Genomic DNA, 18,614 nt, shown 5'->3' on the forward strand with positions numbered 1-18,614 from the left:
TTTAAAGATTTTTTAATGCATTGAGGTCTTTGCATAAGTATGGATGATGACGATAAGGTCAGTTTGCAAATGCGACACTGGCACTATTGGATTTAGTGTGCAATCGGTTTGTCAACAAAAAGATAATCTCTAAGCTCTTTATCAAAGGTCTTATCCTTGCGTCTAATCCACTCTAAAATCATTGACGCATGTTCTTTTTCTTCATCACGATTATGCGCTAAAATTGCCGATAATTCTTTGTCTTGACACGCATCAATACGCTGATTGTACCAATCAATTGCCTCTAATTCCTCCATTAAAGACACAATTGCTTTGTGCATGTCTTTGGTTGCCTGGGTTAAGTTTTCTTCTGCTTCGTGGTAGCCTTCATTTGCCATAATTTTCTCCTAAAAAACCTTTGCATAAATATTGTTCCAATTCATCAGCACCGCCAATATAATCTCCGCCAATGAAAATCTGTGGTGTGCTGCTTTTGCCACTCATTGCACGCAGTGAACGAGAAGTAATACCCGCCCCTAACTCAATAACTTCCACATAAATCCCTTGTTTATTTAATAAATCTAAGGCTCTTTGACAATGCGGACAGCCTTTGCGACTAAACATTGTGGCTGATTTTGGCACAACAGCATCAGCATTAATATAGGTGAGCATGGTATCTGCATCAGAAACTTCAAATGGGTCGCCGTCAACTTCTGGCTCAATAAACATTTTGTCAATCACGCCATTTTTAACGAGCATTGAATAACGCCATGAACGCTTACCAAAACCCAAATTATTTTTATTCACCAACATCCCCATACCATCGGTAAATTCTCCATTGCCATCGGGCAACATTGTGATATTTTCCGCTTCTTGGTCTTTTTTCCATTCATTCATTACAAAAGTGTCGTTCACAGATACACATACGATTTCATTAACGCCATTGTCTTTAAAAATTGGGGCCAGTTCATTAAATCTTGGTAGATGTGATGATGAACAAGTGGGTGTGTAAGCACCCGGTAATGAAAATACGATAACCGTTTTATTGTTAAAAATATCACTTGTTGTAACATCTAGCCATTGGTGCTTATCTTGCGTTTTAAAAGTTATAGATGGAATATTATTTCCGGTTTTATCAGTTAGCATAATTGCTCCTTTTGATTAACAAGTATCATCTTACATAAATTTAATTATTAAGTAAAATGAATAATATTGATTATAATAATCGATAAAAACGATTGTAAAATTGGCAATTTTTTAAACTCAACATTGACCCTAACTAGGACAAGGTTTGATAAAACTGCCAATTTGGCAAAGATTGAATTTTACTAATCATCCATATTTATGCAAAGGTCTCATTAAGTTTATTTTTATAATCAAACGCTAAAAATGTTTATTAAGGTGTTTAATATAGCCACTTTCAATCCAACTGGTATCACCTGAAATTACATCATCAGCATGAAAAGTGGGAATTTGATTGCGAATACTTAAATAATGGTTGGTCATTATTAAGGGCTGCAACAAATCATCAATATGTGTGGCATTTTTTAAAACAAAGCCTTTTCCTAAATCACTATTTTTCATGTTAGAAGTCGTTACAATCATAAAATGAGTTGCCGGCACTTGTCCACCTTCACCGTATTCATCGGTAATAATAAAAGTTTTCTTATAAAGCAAAACTTCATTAAGCCATTGAACAAGAGGGGCTGGCATATTAAACCACATTATTGGTGTGATATAAATAACAGCATCTGCCCATAGTAATTTATCAAGCTCCCTGTCCCTATCCAAGGTAATTTTAGTCACATCTGAAACTTTGATTTTATAGCCTCTTTTACTCAGCGTTTTGTCCGTTAAATAACTCAAAAAACTATTTAGTTGTCCTTTGGCGTCAAAAATTGAGTAACCTGCTGTGACTAGTAATATTTTTTTCATTTTATGCCCTTATATTGAAACTTTTACACAAATATAAATAATCATCAAAATCCACTTCTCACCCACTTGGCATTTTTTAAACCCAGATTTAACCCCATTAGGACAAGGTTTGGCAAAACTACCAATTTGGTAAAATTGAATTTTGCCAATCATCCATACTTATGCAAAGACCTCATATTTTTAGTAAAATACGCTCCAAAGAGCGTCTTGTTTTAACCATGTTCTTATTATAATCTTCGGTAGGATGAGAGTAACCAATCGCTAAAGCCACTTCACATTGATAACCGTCTAATTCCCGCTTAAATTCCTGATTAACCAACTCAATATCTAACCCCTCCATCGGCGTTGAATCAATTCTCAAGCGAGCTAAAGTATGTAGCGTATTGCCCAATGCTAAATATAGTTGTGCTTTTGTCCAAGCGGAAGTATCACCATTTTTATCGGTATTTAATTCAGCAAAGAAAAATCCAGCAAAGGCAGACTCTCTATCTTCAGGTTTGGTTCTGCCGTCCTCAATACCTTTGTCCACTACTTCGGCATAGTTTTCACGAGTGTATTTTGGGTTATGAGCAAAAAGAATAGTTTGTGAACTATCAAAAATATGTGGCTGGTTAAACTGATATTTATTGACAAAAGTGCGACTCATTCTCTCCCTTGCCTCTTGACTTTCTATCACGATAAATCTCCAAGGTTGAGAATTGATTGAAGAAGCGGATAAACTTATTGCTTTGTAAATAATATTTAAATCTTCGTCAGAAACTTTTTTGGTTGAATCGTATTTTTTGGTTGAATGTCTCCATAGTAAATCTTTAATAATTTCGTGTTTCATAGTATTTTTTCCTTTATTTTATAATGTTACGAGACCTTTGCATAAATATTTAATGATCTTCCAAATGTCAGTTGCTTGTTACCTTTAATAATGTGCATTACTCCTTTTGGCTGATATGGCGTCATCTTACATAAATTTAATTATTAAGTAAAATTAATAATATTGATTATAATAATCGATAAAAACGATTATAAATATTATGACACCTTCACTTAAGAATTTAAAATATTTACTAGCACTTAAACAACACCTGCACTTTTCTAAAGCTGCAAAAGCTTGCTTTGTTAGTCAATCAACTTTAAGTTCAGGAATTAACAAATTAGAAGAAAATCTTAACGCCAAGTTGGTTGAAAGGACAAATAAGTCTGTTTTATTTACCCCCTTAGGAGAAAAGGTCGCAAAAAAAGCGCAGGAGGTTATTTTTTCTATGCAAGATTTGGTCAAAATATCACAGTTAGATTTTTTTAACTCCAGTATTAAAATTGGCGTTATTCCAACAATTTCTGCTTATTTATTACCTGATTTTTTATCTAAGTTAAAACAAAAATATCCAAAATTAAGACTTGTTGTTACTGAAGATACCAGTCAAAACTTAATCGAAAAAATTGAGAAAATGCAACTAGATTTTGCTATTTTTGCTTTTCCTTTTGAAGAATCTAAAATTGTTATTCAACAAACTGTGTTTACCGATGAATTGGTGCTGGTCAAACACAAGCACCATCAACACAAAAGCATTGCTGATGGCAGTTTATTATTATTAGAACAGGGGCATTGCCTAAGAAAGCATATTCTAAACAATGCTCAAATTCACAAAAAACATATATCTGAGTTTTCTTTTTCTAGTTTAGAGACTTTAGTGGCAATGATTGATATGCGTTGTGGCGTCAGTTTTTTACCAAAAATGGCAATTGATAATGGTATTTTAGACAAATACCCAAATTTAATTATTGATAAAAATCAAAAAAAACTTTCTCGAGGCATTGGCATTATTTATCGTAAAAACAACCCTTGGCAGAAAAATATTATCATACTTTCTAATTTTTTAAAACCTTTGCATAAAATATAGATGGTTAGCAAAACTCAATTTTTGCCTAATTGATGATTTTATTAGACCTTGTTCTAATGGGGTAAGGTGGGGTTTAAAAAATTTCCAAGTGGGTGAAAAGTGGATTCTTGATGATTATTTATACAAAGGCCTCAATGATAGATAATTTTTGCTGCTGAATTACCTGGGCAATATTATGCTTATCAAGACTAGAAGTATCAATTGCATTCAACAAATCTTTGAGTTCAACTATGCGACTAACATCAATACCTATCAATGCAAAAGTTGTCAGTAGTTCTGCAAATCGCTCTTGTCGTCTAAGTGCATCAGTTTTTGCAAAAAAATTAAATACTTCATCGCTAGATTGAGTTTTAAACTTAGCGGCAAATTGATAAGTTGTATTCACCAGTTTTGCCAGTTGTTCATATTTTTTTGGGCATTTAATATGTTTGCACAATGCATCAAGCGCCTTTGGGTCTTCATCTTTCAGCCATATGCTAAATTTAATAGCCGGCTCACTCGTGGGTAGATTATCCAAAAATTCAAAAGCATTTTGATGGTTTTGTGGAGGACAAGATTTAAGCGGTGAAAACACTTTTTCATACGCCCCGCAAGCGGACAATACTTTAAAAAAAGCAGCGGGTGTATCACCAGCTAAGGATTTGTCTAATTCTTTAAAAACCCGTTCAGGCGTTAGGGCATCCACCTCGCCCGAAACAACCATATCTTTCATTAATTGATGCGTTTCGTGTGCCACCTTGAAGCCAAATGCCTTAAATTGTGCAGCAAAGCGTGCTACACGCAAAATGCGCACAGGATCTTCAACAAAAGCAACAGACACATGTTTAAGCAATCCATTGTCCAAATCAACTTGCCCATTAAATGGGTCAAACAATTCATCATTTTTTTGTGCAATGGCATTGATGGTTAAATCACGGCGGGATAAATCTTGCTCAAGGGTAACAGATTTAGAAGTGTCAAATTCAAAGCCTTTATAGCCTTTGCCGACTTTACGCTCAACTCTGGCAAGCGCATATTCTTCTTGCGTTCCGGGGTGTAAAAATACCGGAAATTCTTTGCCTACTTGCCGATAACCCAAATCTAACATTTCCTCAGGGGATGAGCCAACAATAAGCCAATCTTTCTCAGTATGCTCATTGGCAATACCTAATAATTGATCACGAACCGCACCGCCAACTAAATACTTTTTCATACTTGTAATAAATCAAAATAAGATTTGCCTATAATACACGAATTGATTTTATCTAAAGGGCAACTCTAATGCACATTCATATTCTTGGTATTGCTGGTACATTTATGGGCTCTTTGGCGCTGATTGCCAAACAAATGGGGCATCAGGTAACTGGAATGGATCAAGGTGTGTATCCGCCAATGAGCATTCAACTTAATGAACAAAATATTAATTACACACAAGGATACAGCGTAGATGATTTGCCACTAGCAGATGTTTATATTATAGGCAACGCCTTATCACGAGGTAATGAATGTGTGGAGGAAATTCTCAGCCGACAATACACTTATACTTCAGGCGCACAGTGGTTAAGTGACAATGTATTACACAATAAATGGGTGCTCAGCGTTGCTGGTACACATGGAAAAACGACGACTGCCAGTATGTTGGCGTGGATTTTAGAAGATGCGGGTTACAATCCGAGTTTTTTAATTGGTGGTGTGGTTGAAAATTTTGGCGTCTCTTCACGGTTAACTGATTCTAATTTTTTCGTGATTGAGGCAGATGAATACGACACTGCTTTTTTTGATAAGCGTTCAAAGTTTGTGCATTACCATACTAAAACTTTGGTACTTAATAATCTTGAGTTTGACCATGCCGATATTTTTGATTCACTTAAAGATATTCAAAAACAATGCCACCATCTACTTCGTACTGTGCCAAAAGAAGGGCTGATTGTGCATCCAAAAAATAATAAAAATATTGATCAAGTGATTACCATGGGGCTTTATTCAGAACAACAAACATTACCCAATGCAACGCTATCAATCAGTGAAAAAGGCACCTCATTCAAAGTTGAAGGTGAAACAGTTGATTGGCATTTACTGGGTCAACACAATATGCAAAATGGACTGTGTGCCATTTATGCAGCACATCATGTAGGTGTGCCATTTTCTGTGGCCTGTAAGGCGTTAAATAACTTTCAAGGGGTTAAGCGCCGTTTAGAAGTCAAGTACCAAACTCAAGCAATTACTTTATACGATGATTTTGCCCACCACCCTAGTGCCATACAAACCACACTTGAGGGTTTGCGCAAAAAAATAGGCGATGACAAGATTATTGCCATTTTGGAGTTAAGATCCAATACCATGAAAGCTGGCATACATCAACAAAGTCTAGTTGCAGCATTAAGTGCTGCTGATCAAATTTTTATTCTAAAACCTGATACTCAAATATGGGACATCGGCACTTTATTTGATGAATCAATGTTATTTAACTCAGTTGATGAGATTGTTGAAGAATTGGCAAAAATACCACACGGTCATTTTGTGGTAATGTCCAATGGGGGATTTGACGATATTTTTAATAAAATTACCTTTAAAGAGACCTTTGTATAAATATGGATAATTAACAAAATTCAATTTTTTCCAAACAGGGCTAAGGCTGGGTTTAAAAAATCGCCAAGTTAGTAAAAAGTGGATTCATGATGGTTTATTTTTTTAAAAGTGGTATTACAACAACTAAAAACTCAAAACAACCATACTTAATACAGCCAAAAGCAAGGCAAAAAGCTTTTTAAGTTGACCGCCATCTATGCTATGTGCAACTTTAGCGCCAAATGGTGCAAAAATTACACTCATTAGCGCAATACTCAACAACGCTTCAATATGCACAAAACCCAAACTGTTCTCAGTATTCGTATGCCAACCAGCCATAATAAAACCCATGCTACCTGCCATTGCAATCGGTAGTCCAGTAGCCGCCGAAGTAGCAATGGCATTTTTAACGGCAACTTTATTATAAGTTAAAAATGGCGTGGTCATTGTGCCACCACCAATCCCAACAATGGCTGAAATAAAACCGATAACATAGCCTGTTGCCACCCAAGTCCATCGACTTAAATTATCTACATGCCCAGAAGCACTAATGCCAAACCACATAATTAACGCCACTACTATTTCAAAAATTGCAAAGAAAATTCGCAGAAAATCAAAACTCAAATATTGAGCAATCATTGCACCACTAAAGGCACCCAATAAAATACTTGGCGTCAGTTTAATAAAATAATGCCAATAAATTGCACCGTGACGATGATGTGCCCAAACGCTGGAAAGCGAAGTAAAAACAATCGCCGCTAACGCCGTACCCACAGCTGTTTGCATTAAAATAGATTGCTCAACACTTCCTGCCAATAAATACAATAACGCTGGTACGATGATCAAACCACCGCCAACACCCAGCAAACCTGCCATAAAGCCAGAAAACATACCAAGCAGTAGTAATAGAATTAGTTCAAACAAGTGCGCACCTCAATAATAATACCATTTTTAAAAATAAACCAGACAATTTAGCATTCATTCTTACCTCAAGTGCCCCTCTACATTAGACATGAGTGCCGAATAAAGGGCAAATTTTATTCAGTTGTATTTTTATAGAACCTATCCTAGCAGGGCTAAGATGGGCTCTACAAAAATTTACAAATGAAGACCCCTGCATAGCACCCTAAAACCAACCATCAAAACCCAAAACCCTCAATTTTTGACTTTTCAAAGTCAAAAAACATATAAAACCCAGCTTTCATTAAAAAAATCATCAATATCAACTATAAATCGCTCATTTTTTACTCTTTTTTGTACTGTTTCCACAAAAAAGACACAATAATCCCTAGGTTGTATTTAATCCCTTGTTAATATAAACATTCGCCGCTCTAACTAGATTATAAGCAATAGCTTTAAGATTAACTTCGCTGGCAACTTTCTCTAAACCAATATAACGACTTCTTGCCAAACCATAAGTGCGTTTGAGCGTACCAAAGGTGCGCTCAACCACAAACCTTCTTTTGCTGATTGCTTTATTGCGTAATTTATTCCAATGACTCATTTGCTTGCCTTTGGGTTTTTTGCGCATAATACCATCTCTTAACTTTTGTGCTTTAAGTGCTTCACTATTAGCTTGAGAGGCTGCTCCTTTGTCGTATAAAACTCTTACGCCTTTTTGATTGCCTGCCTGTTTAACATTTTCTTCAAAATGAGTCATTTCACTATCATTAGCAGGGTGCGTAGTGGCTTTGTTAATTAATCCATTGGCATCAGTTGTTACTACTGATGAATATCCATAAGTGTATTTTCCCGCCTTAAATGTCCATCTTGCATCTTTATCATCTGAATATTGAATTGGGTTACTATCAATCTCATAAACCTCACCAGTTTTGTGTGTTGTAATAATCTTCTTAGTGCGTCTAGCACTTTGAATTAAGGTTGCATCCATGGCAACATGTTTGCCATTAGAGAGTTTGAGTTGATTATTCTCAAGCATAAGATTGATGCTACTCAAAAGTCTATCAAATAGATTTTGTTTGATTAGTTTGGTTCTAAATCTGCCAATGGTTGTAGCATCAGGTTTGTTGCCACTTAGGCTAAAGTTGCAAAAGTTAATAAAGACTAAATCTCTACTAAGACTATCAGCCAACTTCTCATCAGAGAGATTGTGCCATGTGCCTATTAATAGCGCTTTAAACAGACTAACAGCAGAATAGTCAACTTTAATATGAGACAGATCTTTGGCTATAACTTCCCAATCGATAACTTTGTTAATGATGTCTAGTTGGGAGTTTGGTATGTTGATAAAACTATCAGCAAAGGTTTGTTCTTGAGTGGTTTTAACTCGCATTTTTTTGTAAGTGTCTGATAATTATAGTATTTTATCATAAATTCTAATGTTTGCATAAGGTTTTGAGGGTTGATTTGTGATTTTTTGTTGGGTTTTTTAGTTTAATGCAGGGGTCTTAAATGGAGGGAAGTTAGATTGTGTGCCATTTTATTTTTGAAAATAGTATTGGTTAATATTTATGTCTAATACAAAGGTCTTAAGTGGGTGAAAAGTGGGTGCTTGATGATTATTTATATTTATGCAAAGGTCTCAAATTATTGCTAACTCTTGATCTACCCACAGTTTTGCAGTAGAGGCATTGGCATTACTATACACATCATAAACAACCCCATCGACACTCTCTACACTTGACTTGCTAAATCCAGTTACCTCAACTTCATCACCTGAATTACCAATCACTTTAAGAACATTGGTTGTGCTGGAAATATCCAGCAAATCATTCAGATTAAGTTTCAAAGTATTATCACCTGAACCTGTCAAATCAATAATCTCAATGTCTTGAATGCGGCCACTGTCTATTCGCGTAAGATCTAGGTTTAGATTAGCACCTGCTAATTTTAGTGTATCAGTATTACCACCCCCATCAACACGGGCGAGCAAATGACTGCTAAGCACCTTGCTGTAGAGTTTAGCAAGGTTATCTGCATTAATAACAATAGTGTCATTACCCTTGCCTGCGTTAAAGACATCGGTGCCACCGTTACCCGTTAAAATATCATCACCTAAACCAGCAACAAACAACTCATCAACAGAAGCACCTGTTAGCGTGTTGTTAGCATCATCACCTTGAAAATCAATGGCATGGACAATGGAACCTTTGCCAGCACTAATATCTGTTAAATTAACAGCCTCTGTATCGGTTTTACCAAACACAACGAAAGATTTCCCTGCTTTGTCTTTATTATTGAAGCCTGCTTGATAAGCACCAATAATCAAATCATCCAAACCATCGCCATTGACATCGCCTGCTGAGGAGACTGAGGTGCCATTCCGATCCCCAGCATTCTCGCCATTGATAACAAAACCACCTGTGCCAGCGGCTATGGTTGATAAATTAACAGCGTTCACATCAACTTTGCCAAACACAACATAGGATTTACTTACATCGCCTTTACTATTGGTACCTACCTCTTTAACACCAACAATCAAATCATCTAAGCCATCGCCATTGACATCACCTACTGAGGAGACTGAATAACCACTCCAATCAGCAGCATTCTCACCATTGATAACAAAGCCACCTGTGCCAGCGACTATGGTGGATAAATTAACAGCGTTCACATCAACTTTGCCAAACACGACGAAAGATTTACCTGCTTTGTCTCTACCATTGGGGTCTGCCCTACAAGCACCAACAATCAAATCATCTAAGCCATCACCATTGACATCGCCTGCTGAGGAGACTGAAATGCCATTGTAATCCCCAGCATTTTCGCCATTAATAACAAAGCCAGTTTTGTCTGAAGCCATGGTGGATAAATTAACAGCGGTTTTACCAATTTTGCCAAACACGACATAGGATTTACCTGCATCGGTTTTATCACCAAAATTTGCATAAGGAGCGCCAACAATCAAATCATCCAAGCCATCGCCATTGACATCGCCTGCCGAGGAGACTGAAAAGCCACTGTGATCCCCAATATTTTCGCCATTAATAACAAAGCCGCCTGTGCCAGCGACTATGGTGGATAAATTAACAGCGGTTTTATCAGCTTTGCCAAACACGACATAGGATTTACCTATAGAGTTTTTATTACTAAGACTTGCATAAGAAGCACCAACAATCAAATCACCCAAGCCATCGCCATTAACATCGCCTGCTGAAGAAACTGAGTGACCACTCCAATCTCCAATATTTTCGCCATTAATAACAAAGCCGCCTGTGCCTAAGGCCGATAAATTAGCAACGACTCCATCAGATTTACCAAACACGACATAAGATTTACCTGCATCAGTCCTGCCATCGGGATCCGCCTTATTAGCACCAATAATTAAATCATCTAAGCCATCGCCATTGACATCGCCTGCTGAGGATACTGAGGTGCCACTAAGATCATAACCCTTCTCACCATTAATAACAAAGCCGCCTGTGCCTAAGGCTATGTCCGATAAATTAGCAACGGCTCCATCAGATTTACCAAACACGACATAAGATTTACCTGCATCAGTCTTACCATAGGGATCCGCCTCATTGGCACCAATAATTAAATCATCTAAGCCATCGCCATTAACATCGCCTGCTAAAGAGACTGAGCGTCCACTATAATCCCTAGCACTTTGACCATTAATAACAAAACCTTGTGCAAAAATCGGGGTTATTACCGACACAACAACAGTCTGATCCGTTGTGTTGCCTGCAACATCAGTGGCAATAATGTTCACTGTGTCATTATGCACTGTCGTTTGTATGGTCTTATAAGTGACTATTCCAGTATCAGCAGTAATCGCAAATTTACTGGTGTTTGCATTTTTTATATGATAAGTAATGCCGTCATCTGCATTACCACCACTACTAAGATTGCTTGCTTGAGCATCGTAAACAACGGTTTCGATAGTAGTATTTATTTCCAAATCAGCAGTCGCTGCACTGGTAAATAAAGGATCTGAGGTATCTACAACAATAGTGGAGGTGTTCTTAACAATCGAGGCATTGCCCGCTATATCAGTTTGCTTAATCTGCATGGCATCAACACCATAGGTGCCCTCATTCAGCGTAAAACTATTGCCTGTGCCATTAGTAAAATCAGTGCCGCCATTGATGGAATACTGCCAAGTTGCATCTTCTTTCAAGCCAGTCACTGTAATTGTGCCATTATTGGTAATGTTATCGTTGTCTAACGAACCTGTATCTGTAAAAGAAAATATTGGAGCCGTTAGTGGGGTGGTGTCTACAACAATAGCAGAGGTGTTCTTAATAACACTTGAAGTGTTGCCCGCTACATCAATTTGCTTAATCTGAATGGTATTAACGCCATAGATATCTTCATTCAGCGTAAAACTATTGCCTGTGCCGTTAGTAAAATCAGTGCCACCATTAATGGAATACTGCCAAGTTGCATCTTCTTCCAAGCCAGTAACTGTAATTGTGCCATTATTGGTAATGTTATCGTTGCTTAATGAGCCTGTATCTGTAAAAGAAAATATTGGAGCCGTTGGTAAGGTAGTGTCTACAACAATAACCAAGACATTCTTAACAACACTTGAAGTGTTACCCGCTACATCGGTTTGTTTAATCTGAATAGCATCAACATTATAGGTGCCTTCATTCAGCGTAAAACTATTGCCTGTGCCGTTAGTAAAATCAGTGCCACCATTAATGGAATACTGCCAAGTTGCATCTTCTTCCAAACCAGTAACTGTAATTGTGCCATTATTGGTAATGTTATCGTTGCCTAATGAACCTGTATCTGTAAAAGAAAATATTGGAGCTGTTGGTGGAGTGGTGTCTACAATAATAGCAGAGGTGTTCTTAACAACACTTGAAGTGTTGCCCGCTGCATCGGTTTGTTTAATCTGAATAGCATCAACATTATAGGTGCCTTCATCCAGCGTAAAACTATTGCCTGTACCGTTAACCCAGTTAGTGCCACCATTAATGGAGTACTGCCAAACTACACCCTCTTCCAAACCAATAACTGTAATTGCGCCATTACTGATAATGTTATCGCTATCTGATGAACCTGTGTCATTCGCTAAAGTGAATGTGAGTTCAGGTGCTGTTGTATCCCCACTATCACTGCCACTGACAGCAACCACAACGGCTACAACCACAACGGCAGCCACGATTCCTATATTTGAAGTAATAACATCAGAGAAACTTTGATTATCGTCTGTGCTTATTACTGCACTAGATTCTGTGGCAACAATGGATTGTTTGCCATAAAAATAGACGACTTGGGTGCCATCTTCTAAAGTAAAGAAGGCATCAGCAACAATATGATAAAGTCCACCGTCTTCGATGGGTAGAGAAACCAAGCAAGATAAATCAGTCTCACAAATAGTAAAATAGTTGTCAAAGATAATAATGCTTTCTTCTAATACCACCTCTAAATCATTATCAACCTTTTTGGCAATTAGGCCGGTCTTTTTAGTATCAACATCTTTGGGGTTTAATTGGTAAGCTATGCCAGCTTGAGTTTGAATGTGCTGAATACCCTTGGCAAGGGTAACCACTTCTTCGTTAAGTTTATTGGCAGCTTTTTGTGCTTCATTTTGTAGTGCCACAACTTGTTGTTGTGTTTTTGCTTGAATATCTTGCATACTTTGCCCTCATTTTACTTTTTGTGACACAACCATATCTTGATTAATTTTTTAAAAAAAAGACCTAATGGTATTTTTAATATGTAATTTTTTTTATTAACACCTGCGCTTATTCCAGTTTAATATAGACTAATGCTGTCATATCACATTCATTCAATCCAATACTTGGACTTCAATTGTCTAATATTCTAGAATTTTTAAGAGAGTTTAGATCTGATTAGTTTTGACACCACAGCCATGTCAGCCTTACCCGCTAATTGACCCTTGAGCAACCCCATTAACTTACCCATATCTTGCATAGAAGATGCATTGGAATCAGCAATCACTTTATCTACGACTACAGAAATTTCATCTTCTGAAAACTGTTCAGGCATATAGTTATTGATAATAACAAGCTCCGCCTCCTCAACCTTAACCAAATCGCTACGATTGGCTGCTTGAAATTGTGAAATTGAGTCTTTACGCTGCTTAACCATTTTTTGAATAACAGCCAACACCTGTGTATCATCTAACTCAATACGCTCATCTACTTCTATTTGCTTGATTGCACCTAGAATCATACGAATGGCCTTTAAGGCGTCTTTATCTTTGGCTTTCATTGCTGACTTCATATCGTCAGTAATGCGGTTTTTTAATTCAGGCATAAAATTTTATAATTTGTTACCAAAAAAACAACTAGTACATACGCTTTCTGTGGATACGATTTTTAGCCATTTCTTTGTGTGTGCGCTTGACTGCTGCTGCCTTCATGCGCTTATTCACCCAAGTTGGCTTTTCATAAAATTCTTTCTTACGAACATCAGTAATAACACCTGCTCGGTCACATGTACGACGAAAGCGTCTTAGTGCAATATCAAATGGTTCGTTTTCTCTTACTTTAATTGAAGGCATAGGGGTTTCCTTTATGAGTCTGTAGAATCGTTAGCCTCTGTGCTATCGAAATCAACTAATTGAACAATCGCCATTGGCGCTTTATCGCCAGTACGAAAACCAGCTTTAAGAATACGGATATAACCGCCAGGGCGGCTTTTGTAAAATGGGCCTAGCTGAGTAAACAACTTGGCAACCATTGCATCATCGCGTAATCTTGCAAATGCGTGACGACGATTGGCAACACTGTCTATTTTGGCTTTGGTAATTAACGGCTCAACAACACGACGAAGTTCTTTTGCTTTTGGCAAAGTCGTCCTGATTGTTTCATGAAGAAATAATGAATTTGCCATATTCTTAAACATCGCCTTACGATGAGAAGAGTTACGATTTAGTTGTCTACCTGACTTTCTATGTCTCATTATAAAATCCTTTATTATTCGCTCATTAAATCAACTGGTGGCCAATTTTCAATGGCTGTGCCTAATTCTAGACCTTTATCAGTTAATACTTCTTTAATTTCATTCAACGACTTACGGCCTAAATTAGGTGTTCTTAGCAAGTCTTGCTCAGATTTTTGAATTAGGTCGCCAATGTAGTAAATTTGCTCGGCTTTCAAGCAGTTTGCACTACGCACTGTCAACTCTAATTCATCAACCGCTGCCAACAATTGTGGATCAAAATCATCTGAAGTTGGCAACGCCTCTTCTTCTTCAACTAATTCCAATTCAACAAATGAAGACAACTGGTCTTGTAAAATTGTTGCTGCACGCTTAATTGCTTCTTCGGCATTAACGGAACCATTGGTTTCTAATTCAATATTAAGTTTATCAAGATTAACCTTTTGATCAACACGAGCCGCATCAACCGTAAAACTAACACGCTTAATTGGTGAAAAACTTGCATCCAACTGCATGCCACCAATGGCTGATGCTTCATCATCACGCGCAACAGCTGCATCATAACCAATACCAGTACCGATCTTAAGTGTCATACGCATATGACCGCCAGCGTTTATGGTGGCAATAACTTTGTCTTTATTAAAGACAACAACATCGGTGCCATTTGCTTCAATATCAGCCACTGTAATTTCACAAGGGCCTTTTTTATCAATGACAACCTCTGCTGATTCAGAAGTGTTTAAAGCAACTGAAACTTCTTTAAGGTTTAATAAAATATCCAGCACATCTTCTTGAACATCATCAATGGCTGAAAACTCATGCATCACCCCTTCAATCGCCACTTCAGTAATTGCCGAACCCACCATAGAAGACAATAAAGTTCTTCTCAATGCATTACCTAGCGTATGACCAAAACCCTTTTCCAAAGGCTCAAGAACAACCTTATATTGATTATTCGCCGTCTCTGTTAATTCAACCAACTTCGGCTTTAAAAAATCTCTTGCATTTCCTTGCATAATATGTCCCTTATTTTGAATATAATTCAACAATTAGATGTTCTGCAATATCAGATGACAAATCATCACGAGCAGGCACATTTTTAAACACACCTTTCAGTGCTTTGGTGTCAACTTCAATCCATTCTGCTTGCTCGCCTTGTTGGGCTAATTCCACAGCTAATTGAATGCGACTTTGTTTTTTTGCTTTTTCTCTAATAGAAATTTCATCATTAGCACTCACTTGATAAGAAGGAATGTTAACCACTAAACCATTTACTAAAATAGACTTATGAGAAACCAATTGCCTAGATTCAGCACGCGTGGATCCAAAACCCATGCGATAAACCACATTATCAAGACGACACTCCAATAAAGACAAGAGGTTTTCACCTGTTGAACCTTTCCTTTGAGAGGCTTTTTTGTAATATGAGCGGAATTGCTTTTCTAAGATGCCATAAATGCGTCTAACTTTTTGCTTTTCGCGTAACTGCAAGCCATACTCAGTACCTTTGGCTTGACGAGCAGTTGCACCGTGCATACCTGGTAATTGTGTTACTTTACATTTAGAATCTAATGATCTAATGCCACTTTTTAGAAATAGGTCCGTGCCTTCGCGACGAGCTAATTTACAAGTGGGTCCAGTATATCTAGCCATAATTTATCCTTATACTCTGCGTTTCTTAGAAGGACGACAACCATTGTGAGGGATTGGCGTTACATCTGTGATTGATTGAATTTTTAAACCTTGTGCATTCAAGCCACGAATGGCTGAATCTCTACCAGGTCCAGGGCCTTTAACACGAACTTCTAAATTCTTCATGCCAAAAGCCAGTGCTTTCTCACCACAATTGCCAGCAGCAACTTGTGCGGCAAATGGTGTTGATTTTCTAGAACCTCTAAAACCAGAGCCACCTGAGGTCGCCCAACAAACTGCATTGCCATGACGATCTGTAATCATAACGATGGTGTTGTTAAATGTTGCATGGATATGCGCAATACCGTCAGTAACGACTTTTTTTGATTTTTTCTTTGTTGGAGCTTGTGCCATAATAAATTCCTATAATTATCTAATTAAACGACGAGGACCCTTACGAGTTCTAGCATTTGTTTTGGTTCTTTGACCACGAAGTGGCAATGATTTTCTGTGACGAATACCACGGTAGCAACCCAAATCCTTTAAGCGCTTGATGTCCATTGCAATTTGACGACGAAGATCACCTTCAACTTCAAATTTTGCAACCGCGCCACGTATGAGTTCTAACTGATCTTCAGCCAAATCCAAAACTTTTGTGCTTGGGTCTAATTTAAGCTCTATACAAATTGCTTGTGCACGGGTAGCACCAATGCCAAAAATTGACTGTAAGCCAATAACAATGTGCTTATGTGTTGGAACATTTATTCCTGCTATTCTAGCCATTTACCTTTTCCTTATATCCTATATCTTTAAGTTTTATTAAAATCTGCCCTAATAATTTCTTATTTAAAATAGTAACAAATTAAAATTTTCAAAACGAGCAATTATACCTTGTTAACTTTGCTCTGTCAATTCCCAATTAGCCTTGTCTTTGTTTATGTCTAGGCTCTTTGCAAATAACACGCACGACACCGTGACGCTTGATAATTTTACAATGGTTACAAATTTTCTTAACTGATGCTCTTACTTTCATAATACTTACCCCTCTAGTTTAAACCTGATTTTTTCATTAATGACTCATACTGGTTGGACATTAAATGTGATTGCACTTGTGTAATAAAATCTATTACTACAACAACAATAATTAACAAACTGGTGCCACCAAAATAGAACGGTACATTCCAATATAAAATCAAAAATTCTGGTAGCAAACAAACCGCAGTAATATAAACTGCACCTGTTGCTGTCAAACGCGATGTTACTGCGTCAATATAATCTGCTGAATGCTGACCTGGGCGAATACCCGGAATAAAGCCACCAGACTTGCGTAAATTATCCGCCATGTCTTTTGCATCAAAAGTTAATGCGGTATAGAAAAATGTAAAAAACACAATGGCCAAACCATAAAACATAACATACAATGGCTGACCGGGAGAAATACTCGCAGTCAAATCAGCCAACCAACCCATACCTTCTGATTGAGAAAACCAACCGCCTAAAGTTGCTGGAAATAAAATAATTGAAGAGGCAAAAATTGGTGGAATAACACCTGCCATATTAATTTTAAGTGGCAAGTATGAACTTTGTCCGCCTACCATTTTACGACCTTGTTGACGCTTGGCATAATTCACAGTAATGCGGCGTTGCCCACGCTCCATAAAGACAACAAAAGCAGTTACCAATAATGTCATTGCTAATAATACCACCAGCAAAATAACCGCCAATTCACCCGTGGAAACCAACGACAATGTCGAGCCTATCGCCGAAGGCAAGCCTGAAACAATGCCTGCAAAAATAATCATAGAGATTCCGTTACCGATACCTTTTTCTGTAATTTGTTCACCTAACCACATTAAAAATAGTGTGCCTGTAGTAAGCGTTACCACGGTTACCAAACTGAATGTAAAGCCAGCATTGGTGACCAAATCTACACCACCAGCACTTTGTGATTGCAAAGCAATGGAAATACCATACGATTGAAATACTGCCAGTACCACTGTACCTAAGCGTGTGTATTGTGTAATCTTACGCTTGCCCGTTTCCCCTTCTTTTTTAAGCTGCTCTAACTTTGGCACCACCGAAGTCATTAACTGAATAATAATTGATGCTGAGATATAAGGCATAATGCCCAATGTAAAAATAGACAATCTTTCTAGTGCACCACCAGAAAACATATTAAACATATCCAAAATTGTACCCTGCTGATCTTGCACAAGTGATGCTAATGCAGTAGACGATATAAATGGAATAGTAATGTGTGTGCCCAATCTAAAAACGATTAACGCACCCAATAAAAAGAGGATGCGCTTCGATAAATCTTGAGAAATTCCAGATTGACTCATAAGATTACTCGCTTACCGAACCTTTGGCCGCTTCAATTGCTGCTTTTGCGCCTTTAGTTACCTTAATGCCTGTCAATGTTACTGCTCTAGTAATTTCACCAGAAAGCATAACTTTAACACGCTTAATATTTTTGGTCACCAAGTTGTGTTGCTTCAACACTTCAAGAGTAATTTCTTTTTCGTCTAACTTATTAAGTTCAGACAAGGTTACTTGAGAAGTGATAATTGAAACGCGCGAAGAGAAGCCCACTTTAGGTAAACGACGCTGTAATGGCATCTGACCACCTTCAAAACCAACTTTAGAAAACCCGCCTGAGCGAGACTTTTGACCTTTGTGACCACGACCACAAGTTTTACCAAAGCCACTGCCGATACCACGACCAACACGCTTTCTGTCTCTTTTTTCGCCTTCTGCAGGTGCCAATGTATTGAGTTGCATAATATTCATAATTTAATCCTT

General features: G+C 37.5%; 20 protein-coding genes. 2 read left to right on the plus strand and 18 right to left on the minus strand.

Annotated features, from left to right (window positions below; all coding sequences use genetic code 11):
- Positions 1 to 92: 92 nt before the first annotated feature.
- The 4 genes from MS2017_RS09015 to MS2017_RS09030 all read right to left on the minus strand — a co-directional run bounded on the left by MS2017_RS09015 (position 93) and on the right by MS2017_RS09030 (position 2,743).
- Positions 93 to 377, minus strand: a complete 285-nt coding sequence (locus MS2017_RS09015) for a ferritin family protein (RefSeq protein WP_071564386.1) — start codon at positions 375 to 377, stop codon at positions 93 to 95.
- Complete coding sequence (locus tag MS2017_RS09020) at positions 367 to 1,125, minus strand: glutathione peroxidase (RefSeq protein ID WP_122951969.1); 759 nt, start codon at positions 1,123 to 1,125, stop codon at positions 367 to 369. The genes MS2017_RS09015 and MS2017_RS09020 overlap by 11 nt, the downstream gene beginning before the upstream one ends.
- A gap of 237 nt (positions 1,126 to 1,362) precedes the next feature.
- A complete protein-coding gene (locus tag MS2017_RS09025) occupies positions 1,363 to 1,914 on the minus strand; it encodes an NAD(P)H-dependent oxidoreductase (RefSeq protein ID WP_122951970.1) in 552 nt (183 codons plus the stop codon).
- A gap of 172 nt (positions 1,915 to 2,086) precedes the next feature.
- The gene (locus MS2017_RS09030) at positions 2,087 to 2,743 is read right to left on the minus strand and encodes a nitroreductase family protein (RefSeq protein WP_122951971.1); all 657 of its coding nucleotides are present in this window, start codon (positions 2,741 to 2,743) and stop codon (positions 2,087 to 2,089) included.
- A 199-nt stretch (positions 2,744 to 2,942) separates the two neighbouring features.
- Between MS2017_RS09030 and MS2017_RS09035 the strand changes: the two genes are divergently transcribed.
- Positions 2,943 to 3,809: a LysR substrate-binding domain-containing protein gene (locus MS2017_RS09035; protein ID WP_122951972.1), complete on the plus strand. Its 867-nt coding sequence runs from the start codon at positions 2,943 to 2,945 to the stop codon at positions 3,807 to 3,809.
- A gap of 118 nt (positions 3,810 to 3,927) precedes the next feature.
- Here MS2017_RS09035 and MS2017_RS09040 read toward each other — a convergent pair whose 3' ends face one another.
- Positions 3,928 to 5,001, minus strand: coding sequence for a tRNA nucleotidyltransferase/poly(A) polymerase-related protein (locus tag MS2017_RS09040; protein ID WP_122951973.1), 1,074 nt, complete (start codon positions 4,999 to 5,001; stop codon positions 3,928 to 3,930).
- A gap of 68 nt (positions 5,002 to 5,069) precedes the next feature.
- Here MS2017_RS09040 and mpl point away from each other — a divergent pair, with 68 nt between their 5' ends.
- Entirely contained in the window at positions 5,070 to 6,377 is a 1,308-nt protein-coding gene (mpl, locus tag MS2017_RS09045; protein ID WP_122951974.1) for a UDP-N-acetylmuramate:L-alanyl-gamma-D-glutamyl-meso-diaminopimelate ligase, read from the plus strand.
- Positions 6,378 to 6,500: 123 nt separating this feature from the next.
- Here the strand turns inward: mpl and MS2017_RS09050 are convergent, their stop codons facing one another.
- The 13 genes from MS2017_RS09050 to rplO form a co-directional block, all read right to left on the minus strand.
- Complete coding sequence (locus tag MS2017_RS09050; protein WP_122951975.1) at positions 6,501 to 7,280, minus strand: sulfite exporter TauE/SafE family protein; 780 nt, start codon at positions 7,278 to 7,280, stop codon at positions 6,501 to 6,503.
- Positions 7,281 to 7,644: 364 nt separating this feature from the next.
- Positions 7,645 to 8,649: an IS5 family transposase gene (locus MS2017_RS09055; RefSeq protein WP_122950936.1), complete on the minus strand. Its 1,005-nt coding sequence runs from the start codon at positions 8,647 to 8,649 to the stop codon at positions 7,645 to 7,647.
- Between the two features lie 249 nt (positions 8,650 to 8,898).
- On the minus strand, positions 8,899 to 12,909 hold the full coding sequence (locus MS2017_RS09060; RefSeq protein WP_122951976.1) for a beta strand repeat-containing protein: 4,011 nt from the start codon (positions 12,907 to 12,909) through the stop codon (positions 8,899 to 8,901).
- 197 nt (positions 12,910 to 13,106) lie between these two features.
- A complete protein-coding gene (locus MS2017_RS09065; protein ID WP_122951977.1) occupies positions 13,107 to 13,553 on the minus strand; it encodes a GatB/YqeY domain-containing protein in 447 nt (148 codons plus the stop codon).
- Between the two features lie 31 nt (positions 13,554 to 13,584).
- Complete coding sequence (gene rpsU, locus MS2017_RS09070) at positions 13,585 to 13,800, minus strand: 30S ribosomal protein S21 (RefSeq protein ID WP_010646224.1); 216 nt, start codon at positions 13,798 to 13,800, stop codon at positions 13,585 to 13,587.
- Between the two features lie 11 nt (positions 13,801 to 13,811).
- The gene (gene rplQ, locus MS2017_RS09075) at positions 13,812 to 14,201 is read right to left on the minus strand and encodes a 50S ribosomal protein L17 (RefSeq protein WP_071564498.1); all 390 of its coding nucleotides are present in this window, start codon (positions 14,199 to 14,201) and stop codon (positions 13,812 to 13,814) included.
- A 14-nt stretch (positions 14,202 to 14,215) separates the two neighbouring features.
- The gene (locus MS2017_RS09080; RefSeq protein ID WP_071564520.1) at positions 14,216 to 15,196 is read right to left on the minus strand and encodes a DNA-directed RNA polymerase subunit alpha; all 981 of its coding nucleotides are present in this window, start codon (positions 15,194 to 15,196) and stop codon (positions 14,216 to 14,218) included.
- A 10-nt stretch (positions 15,197 to 15,206) separates the two neighbouring features.
- Entirely contained in the window at positions 15,207 to 15,833 is a 627-nt protein-coding gene (gene rpsD, locus MS2017_RS09085) for a 30S ribosomal protein S4 (protein ID WP_071564499.1), read from the minus strand.
- A gap of 9 nt (positions 15,834 to 15,842) precedes the next feature.
- Positions 15,843 to 16,226, minus strand: a complete 384-nt coding sequence (gene rpsK / locus MS2017_RS09090; RefSeq protein ID WP_010646231.1) for a 30S ribosomal protein S11 — start codon at positions 16,224 to 16,226, stop codon at positions 15,843 to 15,845.
- A gap of 15 nt (positions 16,227 to 16,241) precedes the next feature.
- Entirely contained in the window at positions 16,242 to 16,595 is a 354-nt protein-coding gene (rpsM, locus tag MS2017_RS09095; protein WP_071564500.1) for a 30S ribosomal protein S13, read from the minus strand.
- 136 nt (positions 16,596 to 16,731) lie between these two features.
- The gene (rpmJ, locus tag MS2017_RS09100) at positions 16,732 to 16,845 is read right to left on the minus strand and encodes a 50S ribosomal protein L36 (RefSeq protein ID WP_071564501.1); all 114 of its coding nucleotides are present in this window, start codon (positions 16,843 to 16,845) and stop codon (positions 16,732 to 16,734) included.
- A gap of 13 nt (positions 16,846 to 16,858) precedes the next feature.
- Positions 16,859 to 18,154 (minus strand): preprotein translocase subunit SecY, encoded by a 1,296-nt coding sequence (gene secY / locus MS2017_RS09105; protein ID WP_071564502.1) that lies wholly within the window; start codon positions 18,152 to 18,154, stop codon positions 16,859 to 16,861.
- Between the two features lie 4 nt (positions 18,155 to 18,158).
- Entirely contained in the window at positions 18,159 to 18,593 is a 435-nt protein-coding gene (gene rplO / locus MS2017_RS09110; protein ID WP_122952256.1) for a 50S ribosomal protein L15, read from the minus strand.
- Between the last annotated feature and the right edge of the window lie 21 nt (positions 18,594 to 18,614).

It is taken from the genome of Bathymodiolus thermophilus thioautotrophic gill symbiont (assembly GCF_003711265.1).
Taxonomy (GTDB): domain Bacteria; phylum Pseudomonadota; class Gammaproteobacteria; order PS1; family Pseudothioglobaceae; genus Thiodubiliella.